The 25960-nt window shown below is 44.1% G+C and carries 24 protein-coding genes; 16 read left to right on the plus strand and 8 right to left on the minus strand.

Features of this window, described 5'->3' with window-relative positions; all coding sequences use genetic code 11:
• Positions 1 to 83: 83 nt before the first annotated feature.
• Positions 84 to 3896, plus strand: coding sequence for an ATP-binding protein (locus tag ACOJRU_RS01595; RefSeq protein WP_421133323.1), 3813 nt, complete (start codon positions 84 to 86; stop codon positions 3894 to 3896).
• A 19-nt stretch (positions 3897 to 3915) separates the two neighbouring features.
• Here the strand turns inward: ACOJRU_RS01595 and ACOJRU_RS01600 are convergent, their stop codons facing one another.
• From ACOJRU_RS01600 to ACOJRU_RS01615, 4 genes are all read right to left on the minus strand, one after another.
• Positions 3916 to 4239, minus strand: a complete 324-nt coding sequence (locus tag ACOJRU_RS01600; protein ID WP_421133324.1) for a DUF3392 family protein — start codon at positions 4237 to 4239, stop codon at positions 3916 to 3918.
• Between the two features lie 84 nt (positions 4240 to 4323).
• Positions 4324 to 5487 (minus strand): iron-containing alcohol dehydrogenase family protein, encoded by a 1164-nt coding sequence (locus ACOJRU_RS01605; protein ID WP_421133325.1) that lies wholly within the window; start codon positions 5485 to 5487, stop codon positions 4324 to 4326.
• A 156-nt stretch (positions 5488 to 5643) separates the two neighbouring features.
• Positions 5644 to 6390, minus strand: coding sequence for a 2,3-diphosphoglycerate-dependent phosphoglycerate mutase (gpmA, locus tag ACOJRU_RS01610; protein ID WP_421133326.1), 747 nt, complete (start codon positions 6388 to 6390; stop codon positions 5644 to 5646).
• Positions 6391 to 6596: 206 nt separating this feature from the next.
• Complete coding sequence (locus ACOJRU_RS01615; protein WP_421133327.1) at positions 6597 to 7058, minus strand: cupin domain-containing protein; 462 nt, start codon at positions 7056 to 7058, stop codon at positions 6597 to 6599.
• A 360-nt stretch (positions 7059 to 7418) separates the two neighbouring features.
• Here ACOJRU_RS01615 and acnA point away from each other — a divergent pair, with 360 nt between their 5' ends.
• Positions 7419 to 10130 (plus strand): aconitate hydratase AcnA, encoded by a 2712-nt coding sequence (gene acnA, locus ACOJRU_RS01620; RefSeq protein WP_421133328.1) that lies wholly within the window; start codon positions 7419 to 7421, stop codon positions 10128 to 10130.
• A 75-nt stretch (positions 10131 to 10205) separates the two neighbouring features.
• On the opposite strand, the gene ACOJRU_RS01625 is transcribed toward acnA, so the two are convergent.
• Together ACOJRU_RS01625 and ACOJRU_RS01630 are read right to left on the minus strand one after the other, a co-directional pair.
• The gene (locus tag ACOJRU_RS01625) at positions 10206 to 10700 is read right to left on the minus strand and encodes a hypothetical protein (RefSeq protein ID WP_421133329.1); all 495 of its coding nucleotides are present in this window, start codon (positions 10698 to 10700) and stop codon (positions 10206 to 10208) included.
• A gap of 92 nt (positions 10701 to 10792) precedes the next feature.
• The gene (locus tag ACOJRU_RS01630) at positions 10793 to 13009 is read right to left on the minus strand and encodes a GspE/PulE family protein (protein ID WP_421133330.1); all 2217 of its coding nucleotides are present in this window, start codon (positions 13007 to 13009) and stop codon (positions 10793 to 10795) included.
• Between the two features lie 571 nt (positions 13010 to 13580).
• On the opposite strand from ACOJRU_RS01630, the gene rpsJ reads away from it, so the two are divergent.
• The 12 genes from rpsJ to ACOJRU_RS01690 all read left to right on the plus strand — a co-directional run bounded on the left by rpsJ (position 13581) and on the right by ACOJRU_RS01690 (position 20033).
• Positions 13581 to 13892, plus strand: a complete 312-nt coding sequence (rpsJ, locus tag ACOJRU_RS01635; RefSeq protein WP_006012796.1) for a 30S ribosomal protein S10 — start codon at positions 13581 to 13583, stop codon at positions 13890 to 13892.
• Positions 13893 to 13910: 18 nt separating this feature from the next.
• Positions 13911 to 14549 carry a 50S ribosomal protein L3 gene (gene rplC, locus ACOJRU_RS01640; RefSeq protein ID WP_421133331.1) on the plus strand — a complete coding sequence of 213 codons (639 nt, stop codon included), beginning with the start codon at positions 13911 to 13913 and terminating at the stop codon, positions 14547 to 14549.
• A gap of 18 nt (positions 14550 to 14567) precedes the next feature.
• Complete coding sequence (rplD, locus tag ACOJRU_RS01645; protein WP_421133332.1) at positions 14568 to 15173, plus strand: 50S ribosomal protein L4; 606 nt, start codon at positions 14568 to 14570, stop codon at positions 15171 to 15173.
• Positions 15170 to 15469 (plus strand): 50S ribosomal protein L23, encoded by a 300-nt coding sequence (rplW, locus tag ACOJRU_RS01650; protein WP_421133333.1) that lies wholly within the window; start codon positions 15170 to 15172, stop codon positions 15467 to 15469. Before rplD ends, rplW begins: the two co-directional genes overlap by 4 nt.
• A 14-nt stretch (positions 15470 to 15483) precedes the next feature.
• Positions 15484 to 16308 (plus strand): 50S ribosomal protein L2, encoded by an 825-nt coding sequence (gene rplB / locus ACOJRU_RS01655; protein ID WP_421133334.1) that lies wholly within the window; start codon positions 15484 to 15486, stop codon positions 16306 to 16308.
• Positions 16309 to 16323: 15 nt separating this feature from the next.
• Positions 16324 to 16599 carry a 30S ribosomal protein S19 gene (gene rpsS / locus ACOJRU_RS01660; protein ID WP_012516961.1) on the plus strand — a complete coding sequence of 92 codons (276 nt, stop codon included), beginning with the start codon at positions 16324 to 16326 and terminating at the stop codon, positions 16597 to 16599.
• 11 nt (positions 16600 to 16610) lie between these two features.
• On the plus strand, positions 16611 to 16943 hold the full coding sequence (rplV, locus tag ACOJRU_RS01665; protein WP_421133335.1) for a 50S ribosomal protein L22: 333 nt from the start codon (positions 16611 to 16613) through the stop codon (positions 16941 to 16943).
• A gap of 9 nt (positions 16944 to 16952) precedes the next feature.
• Positions 16953 to 17657 carry a 30S ribosomal protein S3 gene (rpsC, locus tag ACOJRU_RS01670; RefSeq protein ID WP_421133336.1) on the plus strand — a complete coding sequence of 235 codons (705 nt, stop codon included), beginning with the start codon at positions 16953 to 16955 and terminating at the stop codon, positions 17655 to 17657.
• A gap of 2 nt (positions 17658 to 17659) precedes the next feature.
• The gene (gene rplP / locus ACOJRU_RS01675; RefSeq protein ID WP_338519864.1) at positions 17660 to 18070 is read left to right on the plus strand and encodes a 50S ribosomal protein L16; all 411 of its coding nucleotides are present in this window, start codon (positions 17660 to 17662) and stop codon (positions 18068 to 18070) included.
• Positions 18070 to 18261, plus strand: coding sequence for a 50S ribosomal protein L29 (gene rpmC / locus ACOJRU_RS01680; RefSeq protein ID WP_014947980.1), 192 nt, complete (start codon positions 18070 to 18072; stop codon positions 18259 to 18261). Before rplP ends, rpmC begins: the two co-directional genes overlap by 1 nt.
• Positions 18261 to 18518, plus strand: a complete 258-nt coding sequence (rpsQ, locus tag ACOJRU_RS01685) for a 30S ribosomal protein S17 (protein ID WP_421133337.1) — start codon at positions 18261 to 18263, stop codon at positions 18516 to 18518. The genes rpmC and rpsQ overlap by 1 nt, the downstream gene beginning before the upstream one ends.
• Before the next feature lie 330 nt (positions 18519 to 18848).
• Positions 18849 to 20033, plus strand: coding sequence for a 3-deoxy-D-manno-octulosonic acid transferase (locus ACOJRU_RS01690; RefSeq protein ID WP_421133338.1), 1185 nt, complete (start codon positions 18849 to 18851; stop codon positions 20031 to 20033).
• A 295-nt stretch (positions 20034 to 20328) separates the two neighbouring features.
• Here ACOJRU_RS01690 and ACOJRU_RS01695 read toward each other — a convergent pair whose 3' ends face one another.
• Positions 20329 to 22134 carry a cation:proton antiporter gene (locus ACOJRU_RS01695; RefSeq protein WP_421133339.1) on the minus strand — a complete coding sequence of 602 codons (1806 nt, stop codon included), beginning with the start codon at positions 22132 to 22134 and terminating at the stop codon, positions 20329 to 20331.
• Positions 22135 to 22326: 192 nt separating this feature from the next.
• On the opposite strand from ACOJRU_RS01695, the gene ACOJRU_RS01700 reads away from it, so the two are divergent.
• Together ACOJRU_RS01700 and ACOJRU_RS01705 are read left to right on the plus strand one after the other, a co-directional pair.
• A complete protein-coding gene (locus ACOJRU_RS01700; RefSeq protein ID WP_421133340.1) occupies positions 22327 to 23166 on the plus strand; it encodes a hypothetical protein in 840 nt (279 codons plus the stop codon).
• A 116-nt stretch (positions 23167 to 23282) separates the two neighbouring features.
• Positions 23283 to 23870 carry a hypothetical protein gene (locus tag ACOJRU_RS01705; RefSeq protein WP_421133341.1) on the plus strand — a complete coding sequence of 196 codons (588 nt, stop codon included), beginning with the start codon at positions 23283 to 23285 and terminating at the stop codon, positions 23868 to 23870.
• A 2-nt stretch (positions 23871 to 23872) separates the two neighbouring features.
• Here ACOJRU_RS01705 and ACOJRU_RS01710 read toward each other — a convergent pair whose 3' ends face one another.
• A complete protein-coding gene (locus tag ACOJRU_RS01710; protein ID WP_421133342.1) occupies positions 23873 to 25783 on the minus strand; it encodes a methyl-accepting chemotaxis protein in 1911 nt (636 codons plus the stop codon).
• Between the last annotated feature and the right edge of the window lie 177 nt (positions 25784 to 25960).

The raw sequence follows: 25960 nt of genomic DNA on the forward strand, positions 1-25960 counted from the left end.
AGAGTGAGATTTATATGACTAAAAGGACTATGCCCCTAATTCGCGTTTTTTTGCTATGGATTGGCTCATTTTTTACAGTTTTAATGCTGTTTTTTGTAAAGTCGCAAAGTGTCCTTGCACTACCTCTTGTAGGTCTTACAGAGTTTAATTCTACCAAATCTGGGATTATTCGAGATATCGAGGTTTTAGATACATCTGTTTTTTTGGCATCTGAAAACGGTGTCTTTCAAATCACTGGAAGCCAAGCAAAAAGAATAGAGTTTAATAGCTCAGAAAACACGTTAGGAGTAATTTCTGATATCGACTACGACCCTGCCGGCTATTTATATGTCGTAGAATATGGTGCAGGGGTATTTAAAGTAAATTTGCGGACTGGTGATTCAGAAGTTCTCTTTAGCCAAGAAGATTGGGTAAAGCAAGTATGGAGCATTGAACTATCGCCTAATTATTTAGCGCTCTCAACTGTTGATAATGTTTTTTTTTATGACAAAAAAACAGGAGAATTGATTGATGGTGGAAGCTATTACGAGCAGTCAAGCTTACGCTCACTTTATTCAATCACTGCAACCGATGAGGATAGTTTCTATGTGGCCTCAAATGATCGATTGCTTGCAATTTCCCCTCTAACTCGTACATTTTCTCAAAAACGACTTTCAGTACATTTTCCAAATATATCCTCACTAGATGCAGTTAAATACGGAGCTGGTCATTTGTTTCTTGGCGGCCCTGAAGGGCTTTATAAAGTCGATATCAACAGCAATCAAACAACATTTTACCGTTTTGAAAAAAACACAGAGTATCCAATCGAAGTTGAGAAGATATACATTTCAAAAAACGAAGACGTATGGGTTGCCGCAGGGGAACTTTATTACCTTAAAGAAGGTATATTGCGCACAACTGACTTCTTAAATCCGTTACTGTCAACCGAGAGTTTTAGAAGTGTCATGGATATGGGAGAGTCAGAGCAAGGGGAGTTGTTAATAGCTTCTTCACAGTTAGGATTTGTTGTTATATCAGAAGGCCATAAAGCGGTTAATTTTATTCACATTGACGATAATATATTTACAAAAAACATTCGTTTTGCTGGGTCTACAGAACAAGGTGATGTCTTCATCACCACCGATGAATTGCGCTTATCGCTTAACACTGAAAATGGCCGTCTTACGTCAAGCAAAATGTTTGATAATCCCAAAAGTGAAAGCTGCTCTGACTGGAGAGTTGAACGCCTCAATGAGATATACAATGCTTTTACTAAGGCGATATGTGGGAATGATAGTACACACGTTATTTCTGAATCAGAAGCACGATATTATGTTTACGTGGATGAACCAACGGGAGCAAATTACTATCTTTTAGACAATAATGAAATCAAAGACGTATTAACAGCACCGAGCAATATAGTTTTTTCCACATTGCTGTCAACTGGGGAAATTGCTGCTTTTGATTCAAATGATAATGTTTTTATTCAATTGTCTAGATACAGATGGAAAAAGTTAGAATCTGACGAATTTGAATGGTACGGGCTTACGTGTTTAGTCGAGTTTTTAGATAGCTATTATTTATGCTCCTCTGGTACTGGTCTCATAGAAATAAAAAAGGATACCTATGCCATTGAGCGAAGTAAAATCTTAGCTAGTGAAGATTTACGCTTTGTTAGAGGGGCTACCGTATCTGAGAGAAAAAAATTATGGATAGCGACTAATTTGGGGTTGTATGTACATGACCCCAAGCTAGGAAAATCATATCTCTTAGATAAATCGATAGGGATTTTTGATACAGATTTTGAGTACGACAGTTTCTTACATGTAGAAAACAAAATGATTATATTGGGTGATCGATATTCTTATATTGTTAACCCTAGCGCAGTAGAAAAGGCACTATCAAGTCTTAATAGTAAAGAATCAAAAGTGGCCATCACCGAACTTAGCTGGCTCACAGGCGAAAAATCTCATTTTCATAAAAACACGTCATATGCACCAATATCATTATCGTTTGAGTACCCTATAAAAAACCTCACAGTCAGTATTAGCTCGACGAGCCTGTTAAACAATAATGAACACTTGCTTCAATATCGACTATTAGGTCACGACGATGCATGGAAAACCCATCCTGAATCTCATGCAACGCTATTGTTCTCAGATTTAGGCTTTGGGCAGTATGAACTACAAGCGAGAGTTGCCAGTGAAGATAATAGCCAGCCAATAAGCTCGGTATTATTGTATATATCTCCTCCTTTTTACTTAACCAATATTGCATGGTTAGCGTACTTTTTATTAGTCATCATGATAATGGTCGCTTTTAAACGCGGTTACTTTCAATCCCTAGCATTACGAATGCATAAACACCCTTTTTACGCTTGGATAACACGCTATGAACTTACTGATGGGCAATCAAAATTTGAAAAAATGCTGCGCAGTAGAGAACGACATATACGAGATCTCGTGCACGAAATGCGAACACCTGTACAAATAATGTTAGGAACATTGGAATCGAGCAAATCAGACAAGGCTTCAATATCGCAAGCGTGGGGTTCATTAGACCAAAACGCTAAACGTATTAAGCAATTGGTGGCTCAGATGAATGCAACAGGTCCTTCGATAGACGATAAGAGCGCATTGTATAAAAACTACAGTATGAATGACCTCAAACAAATTGTTATCAGCCTTGAGCCATTAGCTCATCAAAAGCGTCAAACAATCGATGTTAAAATGCGCGGTAATCAAACCCTTTCCCTTATAACCGATAGTGTAGAGAAGATAATCAGTAATTTAATAGAAAACGCTGTTAAATATAGCCCTGAACATAGCGTCATCGTGGTGTCTGCATCGTGTGATGAGAAGAGGCTAAAAATTTCTGTATCAGACCATGGAGAAGGTATTGCTCCAGAATACCATGAATCTATCTTCGAACGTTTTGAGCGTGCTCATTCGGGTGAAGAAGAAGGAACAGGGATAGGGTTATCTTTAGTAAAGAGTTTGGTAACGCTAAACCAAGGGAGCGTCTCAGTAGAAAGCGCGCCGGGTAAAGGTGCAAAATTTGTTGTAACGCTGCCGGTTGACGACATCGCATATATTAACGAAATTGAAACCGGCGAAGAAGCTTTGCAGAAATGGGCAGAACGAAAAACACTGCTTATTGTTGAGGACAACCGAGAGTTTCGGTCTTATCTCTTTGCGTTACTTGCGAATAAATATAGATGTCTGGTTGCAAGCACCGGTAAGCAGGCATTAGCGCTTTTGCGTACCTATGATATCAATTTAGTTATTAGTGACTTGATGATGTCACCAATGGACGGTCTATCGCTTACCGATGAAGTCAGAAAGCTAAATGAGAATATGCCTGTGGTTATATTAACAGCATGCTCTGATGAAAAAGAAAAACGAAAAGCGTTTGCTAAAAAGGTTGATTGCTTTTTAACTAAGCCGGTATCTAATGAAGAGCTTCTTGTTAGAATTTCCCACCAGTTGTCTTTGCGCGATAGTTTGCCTGAAGCATCTATCGAGAATGAAATAAGCCATACTCCCAAAAGCCTCATTATCCCAGAACTGGCTCTTGAAAAAGATATGTCTTTCTATCTTAATTTTATTTCCGTACTTGAGAATCACTACAAAGATGAGTCGTTTAACCGAGATAAAGCGGCCAAAGCGATGTTAATGAGTTCAAGAAATTTGAATCGAAAATTATCAGAACTATTTGAATATAACTTTAGTGAGTTCCTAACTCGATTTAGGGTGGATAAAGCTACGCCACAGCTGTTGAGCGGCGCCACCGTAACCGACGCGTGCTTAGACGTTGGGTTTGGCACCGCCTCGTATTTCTCAACCACGTTTAAACGTATTAAAGGGGTTTCCCCCAAGAAGTTTGTAGAACAACATCAGCGCAACGCGGTGGCATAACCTGTTGCGTAATGCGCTGTTAAATGTATCTACGTCGCTCAGCTAAAAAGCCAATCATCATGAATGCCGCAACAAACCCTGCACCCTGATACTGCCACGGTAAATAAGCAATAACATGCTTTAAGAATGGTGCACCGTACAAGGTAAGCGCGCCGTAGCCAAATGCGCACAGCACCACAAACAAGCTAATGCGAATCGTAAAATGATATGGTGCTAATAGGCGTTTTACATGGCCATTTATAATATCGCCATATACCACCAGAATGGTGGCCATAAGCATAATGCTCATTTCTGTGTAATACGGGCTAAGTGCTTTCGATATTGCGCTAAAAAATTCATTCATGAGAAGGGCACCTACAACAATATGGTTGCAACATAATAACGTGTTGTTAGTGCGCCATGAAGCATTTTGACTGTGTAACGCTGTTTAGTATGCCGCGCGATATATCGCTTCAATATCGTCAACACTTAATACTCTAGGGTTATTGCGCAATAACCGCGTTACGTTGCTGGCATCTTTTGCCAATTGCGTAATATCTTCTTCTGGAATATCAAACGCCCGTAGCGAGGCGGGAATATCTACAGTGCGACACAACTGTTCTATAGCATCAAGTAAAGCGTTAATAGTGGCGTTGCGATCTGTTTTGTTTATACCCAGTGCGGCAGCAACTTCAAGAAGCTTTGCTTCGCATGAGGGCGCATTAACGCGCATAACATGCGGTAGCATAACGGCATTACTCATACCATGCGACAGATGGTAGCGCCCGCCTAACGGATAAGCCAAAGCATGTACCGCACCCACTCCAGCATTACCAAATGCCAACCCTGCCATTAGGCTGCCGGTCGCCATATCTTCGCGCGCCTCAATATTGTTACCGTCTGAATAAGCCAAAGGAAGCGCATGATAAATAAGGCGCATGGCTTTTATTGCCAATGCGTCGGTAATGGGGCTGGCGTTTACTGAAATAAAAGCTTCAAGGCCATGAACAAAGGCATCAACCCCACTAGCAGCAGTAATATGAGAAGGGCATGTAACGGTCATCTCTGGGGCGACAATCGCCACATCGGGTAGCAAGTAGGGGCTAACAATACCTTTTTTTAGCTGCGCTTTTTCATCAGACAATATCGCAATATTAGTCACTTCCGACCCAGTACCTGCGGTGGTTGGAATGGCCACCAGTGGAAGCGTTCTGGGAGGCACAAGGCCTTCACCAAAAAGCGATTGGAGTTCGCCATTAAACCCGTACGTAGCCGCTAACACTTTAGCACTATCAATGGCGCTACCGCCGCCCACCGCAATAATGCCATCAACATTGTGTTCAGCAAGCTGCCGACGCTTAACATCAATAATGGACACTTCTGGCTCTGGGGGAATATCATCAATAATCAATACCGCAGGTTCGGCCAATAAGGTGGTAACAAAGCGCAAAATGCCAGAGCTACTTACCCCTTTATCGGTAATAATCGCGGGCCTTGAGACGCCAAGTAAAGCAAGGTGTTCAGGTAATGCGCTCAGGGCACCATGGCCTGTTAATAGCGTGTTTGCTGATTTAAACTGTGCGACTTTTCGAGTAATTTCTAGATCTGACATTAGTGTTCACCATGCATAATTACTTAGAGCGTTACGCTAATGTAGAGAGTTAGGAAAAGCTTTGCCAATTTTTCCCATTTATTGTGTGCCATAAATAAAAAGGGCTGCTTGCACATATGCCCAAGCAGCCCTTTCTTACACGTATTGAAGATACGCTTATTTTGCTTTGCCTTGCTTAGCTACCGCATCCATCATGGCTTTGATAGCATCTGCATCACCAAGGTATTCTTTGGAAATTGGCTTTAAGTTTTCATCTAGTTCGTAAACCAGTGGTACGCCAGTAGGAATATTTAGACTCAGTACATCGTCATCAGACATATCATCTAAATATTTTACCAGGGCGCGAAGGCTATTACCGTGTGCGGCAATGATCACGCGCTTACCATTTTGAATATCAGGGCGAATAACGTCGTGCCAATATGGAAGTACGCGTTCAATGGTCAGTTTTAAGCTTTCTCCGCGAGGAAGAATGTCAGCATCAACATGGCTATAACGGCTATCGTGACCAGGAAAATGTTCGCTATCATCGCCTACCGCTGGTGGTGGGATATCGAAACTACGACGCCAAATTTTCACTTGGTCTTCACCGTGTTTTGCTGCCGTCTCTGCTTTGTCCAAACCAGTAAGGGCACCGTAGTGACGCTCATTTAAACGCCAGTGACGCTCTACGGCTAAGTAGTGCTGACCCATCTCTTCAAGTGCAATATTGAGTGTTTTGATCGCACGAAGCAATACAGACGTGTACGCTTGGTCGAATTCAAAACCTGCATCTTTCAGTAACTGACCGGCGGTTTTAGCTTGTGCTACCCCTGTGTCAGTTAAGTCTACGTCGTGCCAGCCTGTGAAACGGTTTTCAAGGTTCCACTGACTTTCTCCGTGACGAATAAGTACCAGTTTATACATAGTAATGTTACCTGCGGCGTTAAAGTAAAAGAGTCTGATGATTGACTAGCGAATAGACGCTCAGACGTATATGAAAAAACTGTCACGTATCATCGTTGATCATAAGCGAAAAATCCAGCGCCTAACGCAGGAAATACGCAGGTAGTACCATTAAAACTAAGCCGTTACTGCGACTTTTATTTGCCTTACAAGGGTGACATCGTGTGCTACACGAACCGATACATGTCGGGGTGCGACACTTCTATCCAATTTTTCATAGAGGGTTCTTCTATAAAGCTAAAATCTGCAAAGTCGAAGCCAGGGGCAACACTGCACCCTACAAGCGAATAGTCGCCCATAGACTCGGCTGCTTGATAACGGCCTGCTTCTACTACACACGCATACTCATCTTCCTTACCTCCTATGCGCTGTTCCCAAAGTTGTTGTTGGTGCAACTGAAACAAGCGTAGAGGTGCGCCGTCATAGTGGTTCCATATTTCATCGTGAAGTACCCGATGAAATCGACTTACTTGGCCTTTTAGTAATAGAAAGTAAATATGCGTTACTGCTGGGCGTTGTTGCCCGTGGTGTGGAGAACTTACCTGTGTACTAGCGCTATAAATTTGCTTGTAAAAACCACCCTCGGGATGGGGGATAAGGTCATGCTTTTTAACCAGTGGATGAGTCATTAGTACGTCTTTTTGAATTCTAGTTTTTTTACCAATGCGTGAAGCCGTTAACGGCCCACCAATGCTGAGGCGATAGAATACGCTTTGTACTCCCCAATTTAAATACGATTGTTGCCAAAATGTTAATATATACGCGTAAATAGCGGCTTAACTTGTTTCCTCAAATAACATGAACTTTTTTTCATACTTTATACGTATACATTGCCAACAAGCAGTTTGTGTTGAGGAAAAACGAGCGTATATCAGCAAGCGAGTCATGGTTGCCAGCGCGCCTTTTCTTGTTACCTTTTCGCTAAAGGATCCCGTTTTCTGCGACATAATCTGCCATATTTACGCAAAGCAAATAAGGATGGTGAGCGCATGTCATATCAATCTTTTTCTTCGTTAGAAGTAAATGGAAAAACCTATCAAGCAACAAGCTTTGACAAGCTACAGGGCAAATACGCTCTCGACCGATTACCCTTTTGTATCAAAGTGCTGCTAGAAAACCTTATTCGTCATGAAAACGAAGACTTTGTATCAAGTGAAGATATTGAGCATGTGGCGCAATGGAACACACAAGACGCCAGCGAGCATGAGGTCGCGTTTGTCCCTGCACGGGTTATTCTTCAGGATTTCACCGGCGTACCGGCTATCGTCGACCTTGCGGCAATGCGAGATGCCATCAATAAACTAGGTGGCGATGCGCAAGCGATCAACCCGCTTAATCCTGTTGAATTAGTAATCGATCACTCTGTTATGGTCGATTATTTTGCTCAAGAAAACGCGCTTGAGAAAAATACTGACATTGAAATTGAAAGAAACAAAGAGCGTTATCAATTCCTCAAATGGGGCCAATCAAACTTCGAGAATTTTAAGGTTGTACCGCCGGGTCGAGGAATTGTGCACCAAGTTAACCTTGAATATCTTGCCCGCTGTGCCTTCACAAAAGAAGTGGATGGCGAGACTTTCGTGTACCCAGATACGCTGGTGGGAACCGATTCACATACCACAATGATTAATGGCTTAGGCGTTCTTGGCTGGGGCGTAGGTGGTATAGAAGCAGAGGCCGCAATGCTTGGCCAGCCAGTAACCATGTTATTACCCAACGTGGTTGGGTTTAGATTGTCTGGTCGTTTGCCCGCTGGCGTAACAGCTACTGATATGGTGCTTACTATTACCCAGCAATTACGCGCCCATGGTGTCGTGGGTAAATTTGTTGAGTTTTATGGTCCGGGGCTTAAGTATCTTACTACGGCTGACAGAGCTACCATTGCGAATATGGCACCAGAATACGGTGCGACATGCGGAATTTTCCCAATTGACGACGTAGCACTTGATTACTTGCGCTTAACCGGCAGAGATGAACAGCAAATTGCGCTTGTTGAAGCGTATGCCAAGCAAAGTGGGTTATGGCATGACGATAACGATAAAGATGCCGAATACCATGAATCATTATCGCTAGACCTTGGCGATGTCGTTCCTTCTATTGCTGGGCCTAAACGACCACAAGACCGCATAGCGCTTGATGCAGCGGCAAGTGCATTTAATGAATGGCACCGCTCACAGATTGACGTAAAAGTGCTAGATGAAGAAACCGACTTTATTGCAGAGGGCGGTGATTTTGCCGAGGTCGATGAAGAACATGATTCATATGTGTCGTTCAACGGCGAGCAATTTAACCTAGAAGATGGCGCAATAGTCATTGCCGCCATCACAAGCTGTACTAACACGTCAAACCCATCAGTATTGGTTGCCGCAGGCTTGGTGGCTAAGAAGGCAGCAGAGAAAGGGTTAACGCGTAAACCTTGGGTAAAAACATCATTAGCACCGGGTTCACAGGTCGTAACGCAGTATTTAGAAGATGCAGGGTTGATGGACCCGCTTGAGGCGCTTGGGTTCAATCTTGTTGGTTACGGTTGTACAACATGTATTGGTAACTCTGGTCCATTACCTGAAGAAATCAGTGGTGCTATTCGCAAGGCGAAGTTAACGGCCACGTCGGTGTTATCGGGCAACCGTAACTTCGAAGGGCGCATTCATCCAGATGTTGCCGCTAACTATTTAGCATCACCACCGCTTGTTGTCGCTTATGCGCTTGCTGGAAATATGAATATTGATATTACTACCGCGGCACTGGGTAAAGGGAATGACGGTGAATTGGTCTATTTAAAAGACTTATGGCCGACAGAAGAAGAGATTCAATCCCATATAGCGCAGCACGTGACGGGCGATATTTTCAAGCAAAAATACGCGGATGTATTTAAAGGGAGCGGAGTCTGGAATGACTTAGTCGTAAGTGATGCATCGGTATACGACTGGCCTGACTCGACTTATATCAAGCACCCTCCGTTTTTTGAAAACATGGGAGAAACGCCTGAGGCATTAGAAACGATAGAAAAAGCGAGATGTCTTGTAAAGGTTGGCGACTCGATAACAACAGACCATATTTCACCCGCCGGTTCGATTGCTCCAGATAGTCCTGCTGGGGAATACCTACAGGAAAATGGCGTATCGCCGAACGATTTTAACTCGTACGGTTCTCGACGCGGTAATCATGAAGTCATGATGCGAGGCACATTTGCTAATGTGCGTCTTCAGAACCAATTAGCGCCAGGGACGAAAGGTAGTGCCACAACGCATTTCCCAAGTGGGAATTCGATGTCTATCTTTCATGCAGCCATGCGTTATAAAGCTGACGGCGTACCGGCCATTGTTATTGGCGGCAAAGAGTACGGTACGGGCTCAAGTCGAGATTGGGCTGCTAAAGGGCCCTCATTGATGGGCGTAAGAGCAGTACTCGCTGAAAGTTATGAACGTATCCATCGCTCTAACTTAATCGGTATGGGTATTTTGCCTTTACAGTTTAAGTCAGGTGATAGTGCAGATAGCTTAGGCATTAAGGGCACAGAAACCTTCTCTATTTCGTCGGTGTCACGTGGACAAAAAGAGGTTGAGGTAAGCTATGCAGATGGTGATGGAAACGAAAAGACTATCACTATGGATGTCAGGATCGATACCTCTAACGAATTCACGTATTTTGAGCATGGCGGTATATTACACTACGTCATTCGAGAGTATCTGAAACGGTAAGTGTCACTGGTATTCAGCGCAATAAAAAGGCGACACATGTATGTGTCGCCTTCTTTATTGGGGCGTTAACAAACGCTAATAATACCGCTTTTCGCAAATAATCATTTTAATGTGTGAGCCAATGGCAGCACGTTTTTCACAGCGTAAATCTTGAGTTTTCGCACCATACAGTGAAATGTGTTCGTCAACAAAAGGTTGCATGGCCGTAATGAACTCAGCAGGAAGTGCATTCTTTATTTGTTTGTAAGAACGGTTCCACTCCGTTGTTTTTTGCTCCATGGCAACACTTAGCCATAACCAACCCTCTTCGTAATCCGGTTCGGCTCCCCATCCCTGAAGATACATTTGTGCTAAGTAGTATTGCGCTTGTTTATTACCGAGTTTTGCCGCTTCCATCAGTTTTTCTTTGGCTGTCTCGTAACGTTCTGCTTTAAGCGCATGCAGACCTTGCTCAACCATTAGTAAATAGTCACTTCTCCAAATGCTTTCTTTTGTCGCTTTTTCAGCATAGGCATTGGTGCCGGATAACAACCCAACAGATACAATCATCGTTGCAATAAATTTTTTCATGGTTTCCTTTCCTTAAGGTGTAGTGGTATTTCCCTATAACAGACCTTAATGGTCTTAATGGCAAACGTAGAATGTTAACAATTGTGTCGTGATTAATCACCTCCCACTATCTGGACTTGTGCAATATCGGTGTCGCCTTTTAGTACTTTATATATGGCATCTTGAACCAATGTTCGCATCCCATCTTCCGTGGCCTGCTTCTTCATTTGTGCAACGCTAGATTCTTTATACACTAATGAACGCAGCTCAGACGTCATGCCGAGTAGCTCATGTACACCAGTTCGGCCTTTATAGCCTGTATTACCGCATTCTTCACACCCTTTTCCTCTATACAGCATTAGGGGGGAAGGCAGGTTTAATTCACCGATGTGTTCTGCACCATACTGTCGTTCAATAAACGCTTTGTCTGTATCAGATGCAATATACTTTTCCTTACAATTGCCACACAATGTTCTTACTAATCGTTGTGCCAATATGCCTACACAAGCGTCAGAGAAGTTAACAGGGTCTAGTCCTAAGTCGAGAAGTCGAGTAATCGTCTCAGGCGCAGAGTTAGTATGCAGTGTTGATAATACCAAGTGACCGGTCAGCGAGGCTTCAATGCCGGCATGCGCTGTTTCTTTATCACGCATCTCACCAATAAGAATGATGTCGGGGTCGGCCCGCAGGAATGCGCGCAGTGCGTTGGCAAAGGTAAAGCCTATTTTGGGACTAACTTGCACTTGCTGTAACCCGGCCTGAGTAATCTCTACCGGGTCTTCGGCTGTCCATATCTTTTTCTCAGGTGTATTGAGGTAGCCTAAAATAGCGTGCAACGTGGTGGTTTTACCTGAACCTGTAGGGCCTACAACGAGCAAAATCCCGTGAGGTTTCTTGATCATGTCCTCTAGACGTTCACGGTTTCGTGGTGCAAGGTTCATTTTGTCTATAGGCATAGCACCGCCCGACGCAAGTATACGCATAACCACGCCTTCACCTGCCACCGTAGGGATAGTAGCCACACGCACTTCCACCAACTGCCCGTTCATTTTAAACGCGAGTTTTCCATCTTGCGGAACCCGTTTCTCGGCAATATTCAAATTAGACATTATTTTAATGCGGGCAATCACAGCGCTGTGGTGCGAATGGGGAACTTGGCTCATGTCACGACAAACACCATCCACACGCATCCGTACGCGTGTCGGGGCATTTTTTTCTGGGTCAATATGAATATCGGAGGCATTTAACCGTTTAGCGTCATGCAAGACTCGGCTTACCAACCGGACAACTGCAGGCGCGTCGTCTGAGAGTTCATCAATTTGGTCATCTTTCTCTTCTGCAGACGTACCAATCTCGTCGAGTATTTCACTCATTTCACCTGGTGCGCCGCCACCACCGCCTTCACCAAGATACTGTAGAAGCTGGCTAGGTAAGCCGACAGCAATTTCGTAGCTATCAATACCCATTGCACTTTCAATTTCCATTAAAAGTGCAGCATTATTAGGCTCTGCCATCAGCACTATAGGGTTGTCGCGCACATCGGCGATAACAGCAACATAATTACGTTTTAGATAAGATAAGTTAAGCTTGCTGTCGTTTTCGTACTTGTGATACTTGTCGGGTAAATAGCCAATAAAAGGAACTTGGTAATGCACCGACAGCGAGTTGCCAATTTCCTGTTCAGGAACACGATGCTCTGACATAAGCCGTTGTACAACGGTTTTTACGTCGGGCGCCGAGCGCTGGATATCTTCTAACGCCGACTTATCTATTAGCTGTTTATGAATGAGTAGGTCGAAGGGGTTGTTGGTGCCACCCAGTTCGAAGCGAAACTTAGCCCCAAGCACGAGCGCTAACGATTGTGCTCTTTCCAAATCGGTATCATTAAAGCTTCCATTTTGCTTATTGATAATCTGCATAACGCCCATCAGAACGCCTGCATTTAGAATAGGAACACACAATATATTGTTTGTTTTGAAATCGTTGTCTTTATCGAACTTATCTGCGAACCGAAGGCGTGGGTGAATCTCCTTAAGTTCTTCTGCATTATAAGGGTCTGAAATATTCAAAGGCAGCTGAGATAACGCCACGTAGCCGGCGATAGACATCGGGCTAATGGGGACTTTTATTTCTAATGTTTCTTTACCCGTCTTAAACCGAGCAACCAAGTCTTGATGTTGGCGCCGTCTTTGAAAAATACTCATGCGTTGCGCACCAAACATTTTCAAAATGATTGGCTCTAATGCACTGTAGGCGTCTAATAATGCGGAATGGCCATCTAAAATACGTTTAACATCCGCAAAAATATGTTGGTTGCTTTCTACTTCCATAATTCTCTATTTATAGCCATGCTAATGAATATTGACTCTGCTAACCTGCCACAATATAACGATTAATACTGAGCGGCAATACACTAAGTGGTTTATCAAAGCGTGGAACTGGCTAAAGTACAACGCGTTGAACGAACATATTGAACGTAAACTACGACTAACATCAGTATACACACAGTTTAAAGATATCGAATGATACGCACAATGTACGTAAGTACTGTTCTATGTAACGCATTATTAGCATAAGACGTTTATAGTATTGCTGCGATATAGCGTGTGAGCAGAACTAATGTGTACAAAAAGCGATCTGGTAGTTGCAATGCTGTCTCAGTTCTGTATAATTCGCGCCCACTGCCCAAATAGGGCAATGTTTCTAACCGCGACCTCACTGTTTTTAGGGTGGTTGCCAGCGAAGTAAGCAAAATCATTACGATTAACCTTACTACAGGCGTGTTAGGAAAAAGAACAGGGTTCCAATTGGGAACCATCGGTTTACGCACATCTTTTCTTTCCAATAAAAAATGGAAGAGAAAAGGTGAATTTTTTTGTTCTTTCGATTGGAGCTTAATCGATGCCAAATCAAAGAATTCGTATTCGTTTAAAAGCGTTTGATCACAAGTTGATCGATCAGTCTACGGCTGAAATCGTGGAAACGGCGAAACGTACTGGTGCTCAGGTCAGCGGTCCTATTCCTCTGCCTACTCGCAAAGAACGCTATACAGTATTGACATCTCCTCACGTAAATAAAGATGCGCGTGATCAATATGAGATTCGTACTCACAAGCGTTTAGTAGACATCATTGAGCCAACTGATAAAACAGTTGACGCGTTGATGCGTTTGGACTTGGCTGCCGGTGTTGATGTTCAAATCAGCCTGGGCTAACAAGAGAGGGTTTTAACAATGGCGATTGGTCTAATCGGTCGTAAAGTGGGTATGACCCGCATCTTCACTGAAGATGGCACGTCTATCCCTGTGACTGTTATTGAAGCGACCCCAAACCGTGTTACTCAGTTACGCACTGAAGAAACTGACGGTTATCGCGCTCTTCAGGTTACTGTTGGAACTAAGAAAGCGAACCGCGTTAACAAAGCTGAAGCAGGTCATTTTGCTAAAGCTGGTGTTGAAGCAGGTCGTACTCTAGCAGAATTCCGCCTAGAAGATAACGAAGGTGCCGATATTGAAGTTGGCGGTGAAATCACCGTTGAAATCTTTAACGACACTAAAAAAATTGATGTAACTGGTACATCTAAAGGTAAAGGTTTCCAAGGTGCAATCAAACGTTGGAACTTTAGTTCTCAACGTATGACGCATGGTAACTCTTTGTCACACCGTGCACCTGGTTCAATTGGCCAAAACCAATCACCAGGTAAAGTTTTCAAAGGTAAGAAAATGGCTGGTCAGCTTGGTAACAAGCAAGTGACTACCCAATCTTTGGAAGTAGTACGTGTAGACTTAGAAAACAGCCTTATCTTAGTGAAAGGTGCCGTACCTGGCGCAACTGGCAGCGATGTAGTCGTAAAGCCAGCTGTTAAAGCGTAACGTCTGGGGAGTGAACTGATGGAATTAACATTGAAAGATGCGCAAAGCGCTCTTGAAGTATCCGAAGCGACCTTTGGACGTGAATTCAACGAAGCCCTGGTACACCAGGTCGTTGTAGCTTACGGTGCAGGAGCTCGTCAGGGTACAAAAGCGCAGAAAACTCGCGCTGAAGTACGTGGTGGTGGTAAGAAGCCATGGCGTCAAAAAGGTACTGGCCGCGCGCGTGCTGGTACTATCCGTAGCCCAATTTGGGTTGGCGGTGGTCGTGCATTCGCTGCAAAGCCTCGTGACTTCGACCAAAAAGTTAACAAGAAAATGTACCGTGGTGCAATTAAGAGCATCCTGTCTGAACTAATCCGCCAAGATCGTTTGATCGTGGTAGAGAAGTTTGGTGTTGACGCACCTAAGACTAAGTCTCTTATTGCTGCACTAAACGAATATGAACTAAATGATGTTCTTATCGTTACTCCTGAAGTTGATGAAAACTTGTTCCTAGCGGCACGCAACTTATATAAAGTTGACGTACGTGACGTTGCAGGCATTGACCCAGTGAGCTTGATTGCATTCGAGAAAGTGCTAATGACTGCTGATGCGGTTAAACAACTTGAGGAGGCGTTAGCATGAAAGAAGAACGTCTACTGAAGGTGCTAGTAGCACCTCACGTTTCAGAAAAGTCTACAATGGCTGCTGAAGCGAACAACACAGTTGTATTTAAGGTAGCCAAAGACGCGAACAAAGCTGAAATCAAAGCAGCAGTTGAAAAACTGTTTGAGGTTGAAGTTGAAGGCGTACGCACTGTAAACGTTAAGGGTAAAACCAAGCGTCACGGTCAGTCTTTCGGTAAACGCAGCGACTGGAAAAAGGCCTACGTGGTTCTTAAAGAAGGTCAGGACATCGACTTTGTCGGTGGCGCTGAGTAAGAAGGGGATTAGAAATGCCATTAATGAAAGCTAAGCCAACTTCTGCCGGTCGTCGTCACGTTGTTCAGGTTACTAACCCTGACCTGCACAAAGGTGCACCGTACGCACCTTTGCTTGAAAAGAACAGCAAATCTGGCGGTCGTAACAACCATGGTCGTATTACAACTCGTCACATCGGTGGTGGTCATAAACAACACTACCGTGTGATCGACTTTAAACGCAACAAAGATGGCATTCCAGCCAAAGTTGAGCGTTTAGAATATGATCCTAACCGTTCTGCTAACATTGCACTAGTATTGTATGCAGATGGTGAGCGTCGTTACATTCTGGCTCCAAAGGGTATGAAAGCAGATGATGCGATCCAGTCAGGTTCGGGTGCACCGATCAAGTCTGGTAACACATTACCTATGCGTAATATCCCAGTAGGTACTGTTGTACACGCAATTGAAATGAAGCCTGGTAAGGGTGCACAAATTGCACGCTCTGCTGGTGCTTATGCTCAGATCCTAGCACGTGACGGAAACTACGTTACCTTACGTCTACGTTCTGGTGAAATGCGTAAAGTACTATCTGATTGCCGCGCCACCATTGGTGAAGTGGGCAATGCAGAACACATGCTTCGTTCACTAGGTAAAGCTGGTGCAACTCGCTGGCGTGGTATCCGTCCTACCGTTCGTGGTGTTGCCATGAACCCGGTTGATCACCCACACGGTGGTGGTGAAGGACGTACGTCAGGTGGTCGTCACCCAGTAACTCCTTGGGGTGTTCCTACCAAAGGTAAGAAAACCCGAAGCAACAAGCGTACCGATAAACTTATCGTACGTCGTCGTAACAAGTAACAGCGAGGATTCACCATGCCACGTTCTCTCAAGAAAGGTCCTTTTATTGACCTTCACTTGCTGAAGAAGGTAGAGGCTGCAGTGGAAAAGAACGAACGTAAACCAATTAAAACTTGGTCTCGTCGTTCTATGATCATCCCAGATATGATTGGGTTGACCATTGCGGTCCATAACGGTCGACAACATGTACCTGTCATTATTAGTGACGAAATGGTCGGCCACAAGTTGGGCGAATTTGCGCCAACGCGTACTTACCGCGGCCATGTCGCGGATAAGAAAGCTAAACGTTAAGGGGTAGGAAGATGGAAGCATTAGCTAAACACCGTTTTGCCCGCACGTCGGCTCAAAAGGCACGCTTGGTTGCGGATCAAATTCGCGGTTTACACGTAGAGAAAGCTTTAGAAGTTCTTACGTACAGCCCGAAGAAAAGCGCAGCGCTAGTAAAGAAAGTTTTGGAGTCTGCGATTGCTAACGCAGAGCACAACGAAGGCGCGGATATCGACGAGCTAGTCGTTGCCAAGATTTTCGTTGACGAAGGTCCAACTATGAAGCGTATCAAGACACGTGCTAAAGGCCGTGCTGATCGTATCTTTAAGCGCAGCAGTCACATTACTGTGGTTGTAGCGGATAACTAGGAGTAGATAATGGGACAGAAGGTACATCCTACAGGTATACGCCTGGGTATCAGCAAACCATGGACTTCTACCTGGTACGCTAATACTGCAGATTATGCAGACAACCTGTTTAATGATCATCAGGTACGTCAGTATCTGACTAAGCAACTTAAAAACGCTTCACTTTCTAAAATCGTGATCGAGCGTCCTGCTAAGAGCATCCGTGTGACTATTCACACCGCTCGTCCAGGCGTTGTAATCGGTAAGAAAGGCGAAGACGTAGAAAAGTTACGTAACCATGTGTCTAAGCTTGCCGGTGTGCCAGCTCAGATCAACATCGCTGAAGTACGTAAGCCTGAGCTAGATGGTCAGTTAGTCGCTGACAGCATCTCTAGCCAGCTAGAGCGTCGTGTTATGTTCCGTCGTGCTATGAAGCGCGCAGTACAAAACGCAATGCGTCTAGGTGCTAAGGGTATTAAAGTTGAAGTTAGTGGTCGTTTGGGCGGCGCGGAAATCGCACGTTCAGAATGGTACCGTGAAGGTCGCGTACCTCTGCACACATTCCGTGCAGATATCGATTACGCAACCTCAGAAGCTGCAACTACTTACGGCATCATCGGCGTTAAAGTATGGATCTTCAAGGGTGAGGTTCTAGGTGGACTACCTACAACTCAAGAGCAAGCACCAGCTGCTCAACCTAAGAAGAAAGGCCGCAACGCTAAGCGAGAGGGCTAATCATGTTACAACCAAAACGCATGAAGTTCCGTAAGATGCATAAAGGTCGCAACCGCGGCTTAGCTGCAGGAAACACTGTAGCCTTTGGTACTTACGGCCTTAAAGCGACTGGCCGTGGTCGTATGACCGCGCGTCAAATCGAAGCAGCGCGTCGTGCTATGACTCGTCACGTTAAGCGTCAAGGTAAAATTTGGATTCGAGTTTTCCCTGACAAGCCAATTACTGAGAAGCCTCTTGAAGTGCGTCAAGGTAAAGGTAAAGGTAACGTTGAGTACTGGGTATGCCAAATTCAGCCTGGTCGTGTGCTTTATGAGATGGAAGGTGTTCCTGAAGCTCTAGCACGCGAAGCGTTTGAATTGGCAGCGGCTAAACTGCCATTTAAAACAACCTTTGTAACTCGGACGGTGATGTAATGAAAGCGACTGAACTGAAAGAAAAAAGCGTAGAAGAGCTGAACGCAGAGTTGATTAACCTGCTACGCGAACAGTTCAACCTGCGCATGCAGCACACAACAGGCCAGCTTGAAAAAACTGACCAGTTGAGAAAAGTACGTCGTAACATCGCGCGTGTTAAAACCATTCTGACTCAAAAGGCTGATGCGTAATGACTGAGCAAAAAATTCGTACAGTGCAAGGTCGTGTGGTTAGCAACAAGATGGATAAAACCATTACTGTTGTAGTTGAACGTTTTGTTAAGCACCCAATCTATGGGAAGTTCATCAAGCGCTCTACTAAGCTTCACGCACACGATGAAAGCAACGTTTGCAACCAAGGTGACGTAGTAACAGTACGTGAATGTCGCCCATTGTCTAAAAATAAAAATTGGACACTTGTAGATGTTGTAGAAAAAGCTAGCGTTTAATTGCTGACTTTTTTATAACGATATAAAAAGCCGCTTTCGAGCGGCTTTTTTGTGTCTGCTGAAAAGTAAATTTTGTCTTTTTCTGAATTAATTAATAAAGCGGTTACAATAGCGTATCGTGTGCACCTGTCTTTATGAAAGCAGTAACCTTCATAAGATTGCATAAAAACCTCCGTAATAGCGAAAAGAAAAAAGGTATAGCGAATGAAGAGCGCCAAGAACGTTCACTACACTCCCTCATTTTTTGAAGAACTGTGCCGTTGGACTTATTCACTCCTTCTTTCTTTATTAATGCCCATTGCTTGCCTGTTGCTAGTGCGAAAGAAATCAATGTATAACCAAAGTGCTACAGGTAAACGACTCGAACGTTTCGGCCTTGTTGCTTTGCCTAAAACATTAAATGGGTATCTGTTTCACTGTGTTTCAGTTGGTGAAGTAGTCGCTGCGTCGTGTTTAATAAAAAAAATAATGATAAGCGAGCCCGACGCCCAAATTACAATCACCACATCCACTGCAACCGGCTCAGCAAGAGTTCGAGATATATATGGTGATACTGTTCATCATTTTTATCTCCCTTTTGATTTTTCGTTATCGATGGCTGCCATGCTTAGGCGTATTAAACCTAAAGCGGTAATCATTACGGAAGTCGAATTGTGGCCAAACCTCATTCATGAATGCTGGCTACGGAACATTCCCACGTTTGTGGTGAATGCACGTATGACTGAACGGTCTGCTCGTCGTTATGCCAAGATTAATACCGTGTTTTTGCCTATGCTTAAAAAATTGACGCACGTCTGTGCACAGGGGCAGAGAGACTACACAAGTTATCTCTCATTGGGTATTAGTGCCGATAAAGTAACCCTCACCAACAATATAAAGTTTGATCAAGTTAGCAGTGACAATGTTACGTCGGGTTTATTTAAAGGTATTAAACTAAACGATGGGCCGGTTATCGTGGGGGGAAGTACGCATGAACCCGAGGAACAGGTACTGCTTGACGCCTATACGGCACTTAACGCGACGTACCCAAACCTAAAGCTAATACTTGTTCCAAGGCATCCTGAACGCTTTGATGCGGTTGCTAACCTGCTTGAGCGTAACAATATTACTTTTGTGCGAACCAGCGCAGTGCAAACAGTCCCAGAAGAGGTTGGTGTTGTACTACTGGACGAAATGGGCAAGCTTAATACCGCCTATTCAATTGCGACTGTCGCATTCGTTGGCGGTTCAATTGCAGACAGAGGTGGGCACAATGCATTAGAGCCTGCGGCATTTTCGGTTCCGATTATAATGGGGCCACACACCTATAATAACCCTGTAATTTGCGAATACTTGTTAGCGCGCGGTGCGCTTACTATTACGCCAGATGCTAACGCCATGATAGCGGCGATATCGACATGGCTTAACTCATCACAAGTGTGTGAACAGGTGGGGGCCGAGGGACGAAAAGTGCTTGATGAAAACAGCGGTGCGGTAGAAAAAACGCTGAAGTGTATTATGCCCTATGTCGCATAACACTCCCATGCACCGGGTTTTACAATAGCACTGTTTAAAAAATGGTCACCAATATGATGCGTGAGTGCACCATGATTTTCATTTTACGCTTTTTTAGTGCTTCTTTTTTAGCATTTAAATATTTAACATTATGAATTAATTGGCATTTTTATTTTTGGCCTATTCGTTGCATTTGTATTGCCGACGGCGTAATGGCGGTAAAAATATAAAAACAACGCTTTGTAATACAAAGCACCAAATTACACGTTTTCCAGGTAGAAGCACCCTTCCGTAAGGTAGGGTGCTTTCTTCTTTATTAAACCGGAACGTCGTCAGCTTCAGGCAATATCATACTAATGACTCGCCATCCGGCCTTTGGTGAAATACTATTTCCGTCGATAAACGTGAAGGTTTTGCCTTCTGGATCTATCGCAATCAATGGCAATACTCTTATTCCGTATTCATCGTTATATTGCTCAAACGTAAACTCTTCTGATAACCGCGTTGTTTTTACCGTCGCCCCTTTTGACACCGATGAGGCAAGATAGCCATAGGTTACCCCTTCATCAAATAACGTCAGTTTTTTAGCATATTGTTTGCTTACTTGGTGACTAGGGCGCGTGGACTGTTCGTTATTGGTCAGCGCCCACACTTTTTCCTTCCCTAGCGTGTATTCGAAGTGGTAAGCAATAGGTGGGTTTAATTGTTTGTAAGGCGACATCACTAATACGGTACCGAATGTAGCAATGTTTAAATGTCTCGCTGCATGGTCAGACATAGGATTACCGAAATAAACGGGTATATCCATCATGCGGGCTTCTCTAATGGCGTCCCAGTTTGTATCGGCAACCGTGACCGTCATTTCTTGGTTGATCATCTCTTTCGCTAGCATGCGATTAAACTTGCTACTTCCAAAGATAAGATAGCCTGTCGGCGCCGGTGCACGCACTTTAAGAAGGGTAGCTACTGCACGTGACGTCAAGCTTTGTACGACGACGGTTGCGATAATCACCAAAAAGACCATTGGAACAATTATCTCAGCACCCTCATAGCCTATTTCTTCAAGCTTTAGCGAAAATAGTGCAGATACGGCAGCAGCAATAATACCACGTGGTGCAATCCAGCTAAGCAACGCAAGTTCGTTGAGTTTTAAGCCCGTACCTATCGATGACACTAAAACCGATAACGGTCTTGCGATAAACATAATGGCAACGATAACAACAAGTGCGCCCCAGCCAACGGCCTCTATCGACGCTAAATTGAGTCGTGTAGCAAGTAGGATAAACAAACCAGAGATAAGCAGTACGCTTAACGTTTCTTTAAATTCTAATATATCCTCTACGTCTACATCTTTCATATTAGCCAGCACCATACCGGTGATGGTAACGGCCAACAGACCTGATTCATGCGCGACATAATTTGATGCGGCAAACACACCAAGAATAATGGTAAGTACCGCAGTATTTAGCAGGTAGTGTGGTATCCAGTCGCGTCTAATTGAGATGCCGAGCAAATAGCCGGAACCCAAGCCCAGCAAACTACCGATGCCAATAGTCTTACCAAAGGTAATAAGCGTATGAGAAATGGCGTTACCTTGAGAAGCTAAAATAAACTCAAAGACTAACACCGCGAGTAGCGCACCGATAGGGTCGATAATAATGCCTTCCCAGCGAAGGATATTCCCTAAATTTGTGTTGGGTCTAACGGTTCGTAACATGGGGACGATAACGGTAGGGCCAGTAACAGTGACAATGGCGCCAAATAGAAAGCTGAGTTGCCATGATAGGTCTAGGGTGTAATGCGCGGCTATGGCCGCCACTACCCAGGTAACCAATACACCAATGCTACACAGGTTTCTAACCATGTTACCGTGGCCTGCTATATCGCCTAGTTTAAGCGTTAGCGCTCCTTCAAATAAAATAATTGCAACGGAGAGAGACACAACGGGGAATAGTAAATCGCCAAATAAGGCATCAGCGTCTAACACACCGAAAACAGGCCCAACCACAATGCCCACAATAAGCAATGGAAGAATGGCAGGTAAGCGAATTTTATACGCTAAATACTGACAACTGATGGACAACAGCCCAACAGCAACAAGGGACAAGAGAGGGTCTGACACAAATTCTTCCTTTTTATTCGTTCCGTACAAGCAACATATTAAATATAGTTCATAAATACGTTTGCTTTAAGCGTATTAAAACAGGGTAATACGCAAGCTGGATCACTTATTAGTGCGGTAACTATTGTACTCACTGTCAGGTCATAGTACTTTGCTTTCACTATTTTGTTCTTTATTTTTGAGTAGTAATTCTTGCCAGTTCGTAGTTTTGTTCTCATCACCGTCATAGTGAGTACCCTTCTAGGGTGCAGTTCAGCTATTTCACCCGCCCCCATAACGCTAAGCACGCTGCGAGTTTTACCAAAGGCGTTAGCGGAAACGTCTGGGCTGCATTGCAATGAAAATACCATGCTTTCAATTAATGACTCTGGAAATGCGGCGGTGACTTACGAAATAGATTATGAAGGTGAAATCGTTTCGACCACCGAGATAAATAAAAAGAATATTGACTGGGAAGCTATCGCTGCAGACAAACACTATATTTACATCGCTGATGTGGGAAACAATAAAGGTAAGCGAACCGACTTATCGATAATACATTATCCAATAAATAACACGTCGCCGATGATTACGCGCACGATAAGTTACGCCGCCAACCGCGTGTCTGGCAATATTCCATATGCGCACGATTTCGACGCCGAAGCCATGGTGGCCGCAAATGATACGCTTCTTTTGTTTTCGAAAAGTTGGCGTAGCGGTATCGCTTTTGTTTACGATATTACCGCTACCAGCGAATCGTTGTTGCCCGTTGCACAGATAGAAGGGTTGCCTGGCGTTATTACCGGTGCAGATTATGATGAAACCCGAAATGTTTATGTTTTCGTTGGCTACAAGTCTGACCCATTTGGTAACTTTGCAGCCTTTATGGCTCAAGCTAGTACAAACTTTGCATTGTTAAACGTATGGTCATTAGAAAACTATCAGCAAGTTGAGGGGGTGTGTGTCGATAAATCAGGAGATTACTGGTTTACCGAAGAGGCAACCAAAACGCGTGCGGCGTCATTAACAAAAGCGATGGTGTCTAGCGACTAATTTAGCTTCAATTATAAATACCTATCTAAAAGTATCGATAGTCTAATATTAAACCACTCACTTCGTGTCTATACTCATGCTATGTGTTAATTTTTAACCAGCAGTCGAGGGTCAATATGAAGCGAAATAAAGCATGTTTCTTTGCTGTCGCATTTGCGAGTATGACCGCTCACACGCAGTGTGCTCTAGCCTCAGATGTTGAAAATGCACAGGAATGGCTAAACAAGTACGTAAGCAGTAACGATGCATTTTCACTTACCCTCATTAAAAACAAAATCAGTTTTAAAGGCTGCAAACAAAAGCGCTATCAGCTCTCTCTTACCCAGCAACTCACGCCCACGTTTAACATCGAAGCCCGCGTGAATTACAACCGTGGTTTATTGAACTATGGGGTACTTTCACAGCGAGTAAGAACGCATGAATTCGAAGTGGTAAGTTGGTGGAAGGGCGATGGGTATCGCGTAGGGTTAAGCCATAAAATAAAACCTGAACATGAAATGTCAGTACCTGTCGCTGATGTTATTCAGCTTCCTACCAGTACGACAGCCGGTCTGTACGTTGAAGTACCTTTTAATGCGTCTTCCCATACGTTAACCATAGCGGCGCTTCGGGAGTCGTGGGATGCAAATAATACAGCGTTAACGCTGCCGTGGCGAGACAACCACGACAGCCAAATTAAAGTCCAATACGCGATGGCTTTTTAACGTTATAGCGTAAAGCGGTCTACTTCTTCTGAGAGTTCGTTAGCAAGATCATCAAGTTTGTCGCTTACCGATACCAACACCTGTGTGGTACTCAGCGTTTCCTCACTTGATTCACTAATTTCGTTAATACTTCTGCTGATATCCTCTACCACCATTGCTTGCTGCTCAGTTGCCGTGGCCACTTGAGTGTTCACGTCATTAATATGCTCTATTTGTTCGGCAATGCGCTGAAGTAGGGTATCAATTTCGCTTGTCGCCGCTACCACGTCTTTTGTTTGTGTTTTGCTGCTTTGCATTTGTGCGACCGCTGAACTTGAGTCCTGCTGGAACTTATCTATTTTCACTTGTATTTCATCTGTCGCTTGAGCAGCTCGCTGCGCAAGTGTCCTTACTTCGTCGGCGACCACAGAAAAGCCTCTTCCATGTTCACCGGCACGAGCCGCTTCTATTGCCGCGTTTAGTGCAAGAAGGTTTGTCTGTTCAGAAATACCGCGGATTGTATCTAAAATGCCGCCGATTGCCGCGGTATGAGCATCAAGAGATTGAATGACGGTAGAGACTTCTTCAATTTGGCTTGAAAGATGGTTTATCGCAACGACCGCTTTTTGGGTAATTACTCGACCTTCAGTCGAGCTGCTTAGTGCATGGTTAGCGCTCTGAGCAGCATGTGTGGCTGACTGTGCTACTTCATTAACTGTGCTGCCCATTTCGGTAAGTGCTGTAGCTGCCTGTAATGTTTGATCGCGCTGACCTTTTGTCGAGTGCTCTGTATGTTGTGATTGTTTCGCCACATCTTTTGCAGACGTTTTAAGGGCATGACTGGTTTGTGCAACCGACGAAATCGTACCGTGAAGATGGTCGATGAAATTGTTAAACCCTTCGACTAAACGGGCGGTTTCCTTTTGCTCTGGTACTGGAATACGTGAGCGCAAATCACCCTGTCCACGACCGAGTTGTTGAAATACGTCGGCAAGTGACTCTAGCGGTCGCGTTAACGAACCGGCCAACCAAATACCGATTAACGCAAAAGCCCCAGCGATGGCTATTGACCAAATAATGATTTGCCTGCTGCCAGCGTTTAAAGAGGCATAAAGTTCGTGTTCAGGCACTTGAGCGACCACATACCACCCAGCTTTTTCGACATAGGTGGTCGCAAATAACGTATCAGTGCCTAATGAGTCACTTGTTGCCATGGCAAACCCGCGCTCTTGTAATAGTGTGCGTTGTACCTCGTTGGTGCTTACGGTGCTTAGTTGTGCTTTTCCAAGTAGCTTCGTGTCTGGGTGGGCAATAATAGTGCCGTTACCATCAACTAAATAAACAAACCCGGTTTCTGCTATTTTAACGTGGTTAATAATATCGAGTAGTTCGTCTACCGATTTGGCCACGCCAGACATGCCTCTACCATTCACCTGCTGGTAGTTGGCAAATAACCGATAACCTTTTCCAGTTTCATTGTACAAACTCAATGAAATGGGCTCGCCACTGTCTTTATAGGCAAAAAACCAGCCATCAAACTTGTCGTTTTGCAGTACGCGCAAAAAGCCGTCTTGATTCCAATATTTATAGGTTTGCCTATCCACGAACGATGCCACCGTTAAATCATTAAACGAAACAATATCGCCTAAAAAGTTAAGGAGTTGCTGTTCACCCATACTGTCTGCGCCTGCCGCTGACCAAGCAAGAATGTCGGGGTTGGAAGCAATACTGTGTGCCACGGTAAGCATGACGCTGGCTTCTCTGTCTACTCTATTACCCACCTGCTTTAACAGGGATGGCAGTTGTAATTGCTCCATATTGTCTTTGACAAGATCGCGAGCAATCCATTGGCTAATTGACCCGACAAGAATAGCGGCAGCTAACACTGCGACCATAAGAGAAAGAATAAGTTTTTGTTTAATACTGAAAGTCATGACTTCCGACCACGTAGTTTATGCTGAAAAAGTGACTGAGCATTGCAGGCATTGCACGTCTTGAATTATTCTTATCGTTATAGGGTATGCGTTTTTGAACAACTAACGCGAAACACGTATTAGGTAGATAATTAACCCACTTATTACGTGCTATCGGCAGGATATAATTATTATTTA

The organism is Alteromonas algae (genome assembly GCF_049117195.1).
Taxonomy (GTDB): Bacteria; Pseudomonadota; Gammaproteobacteria; order Enterobacterales; family Alteromonadaceae; genus Alteromonas.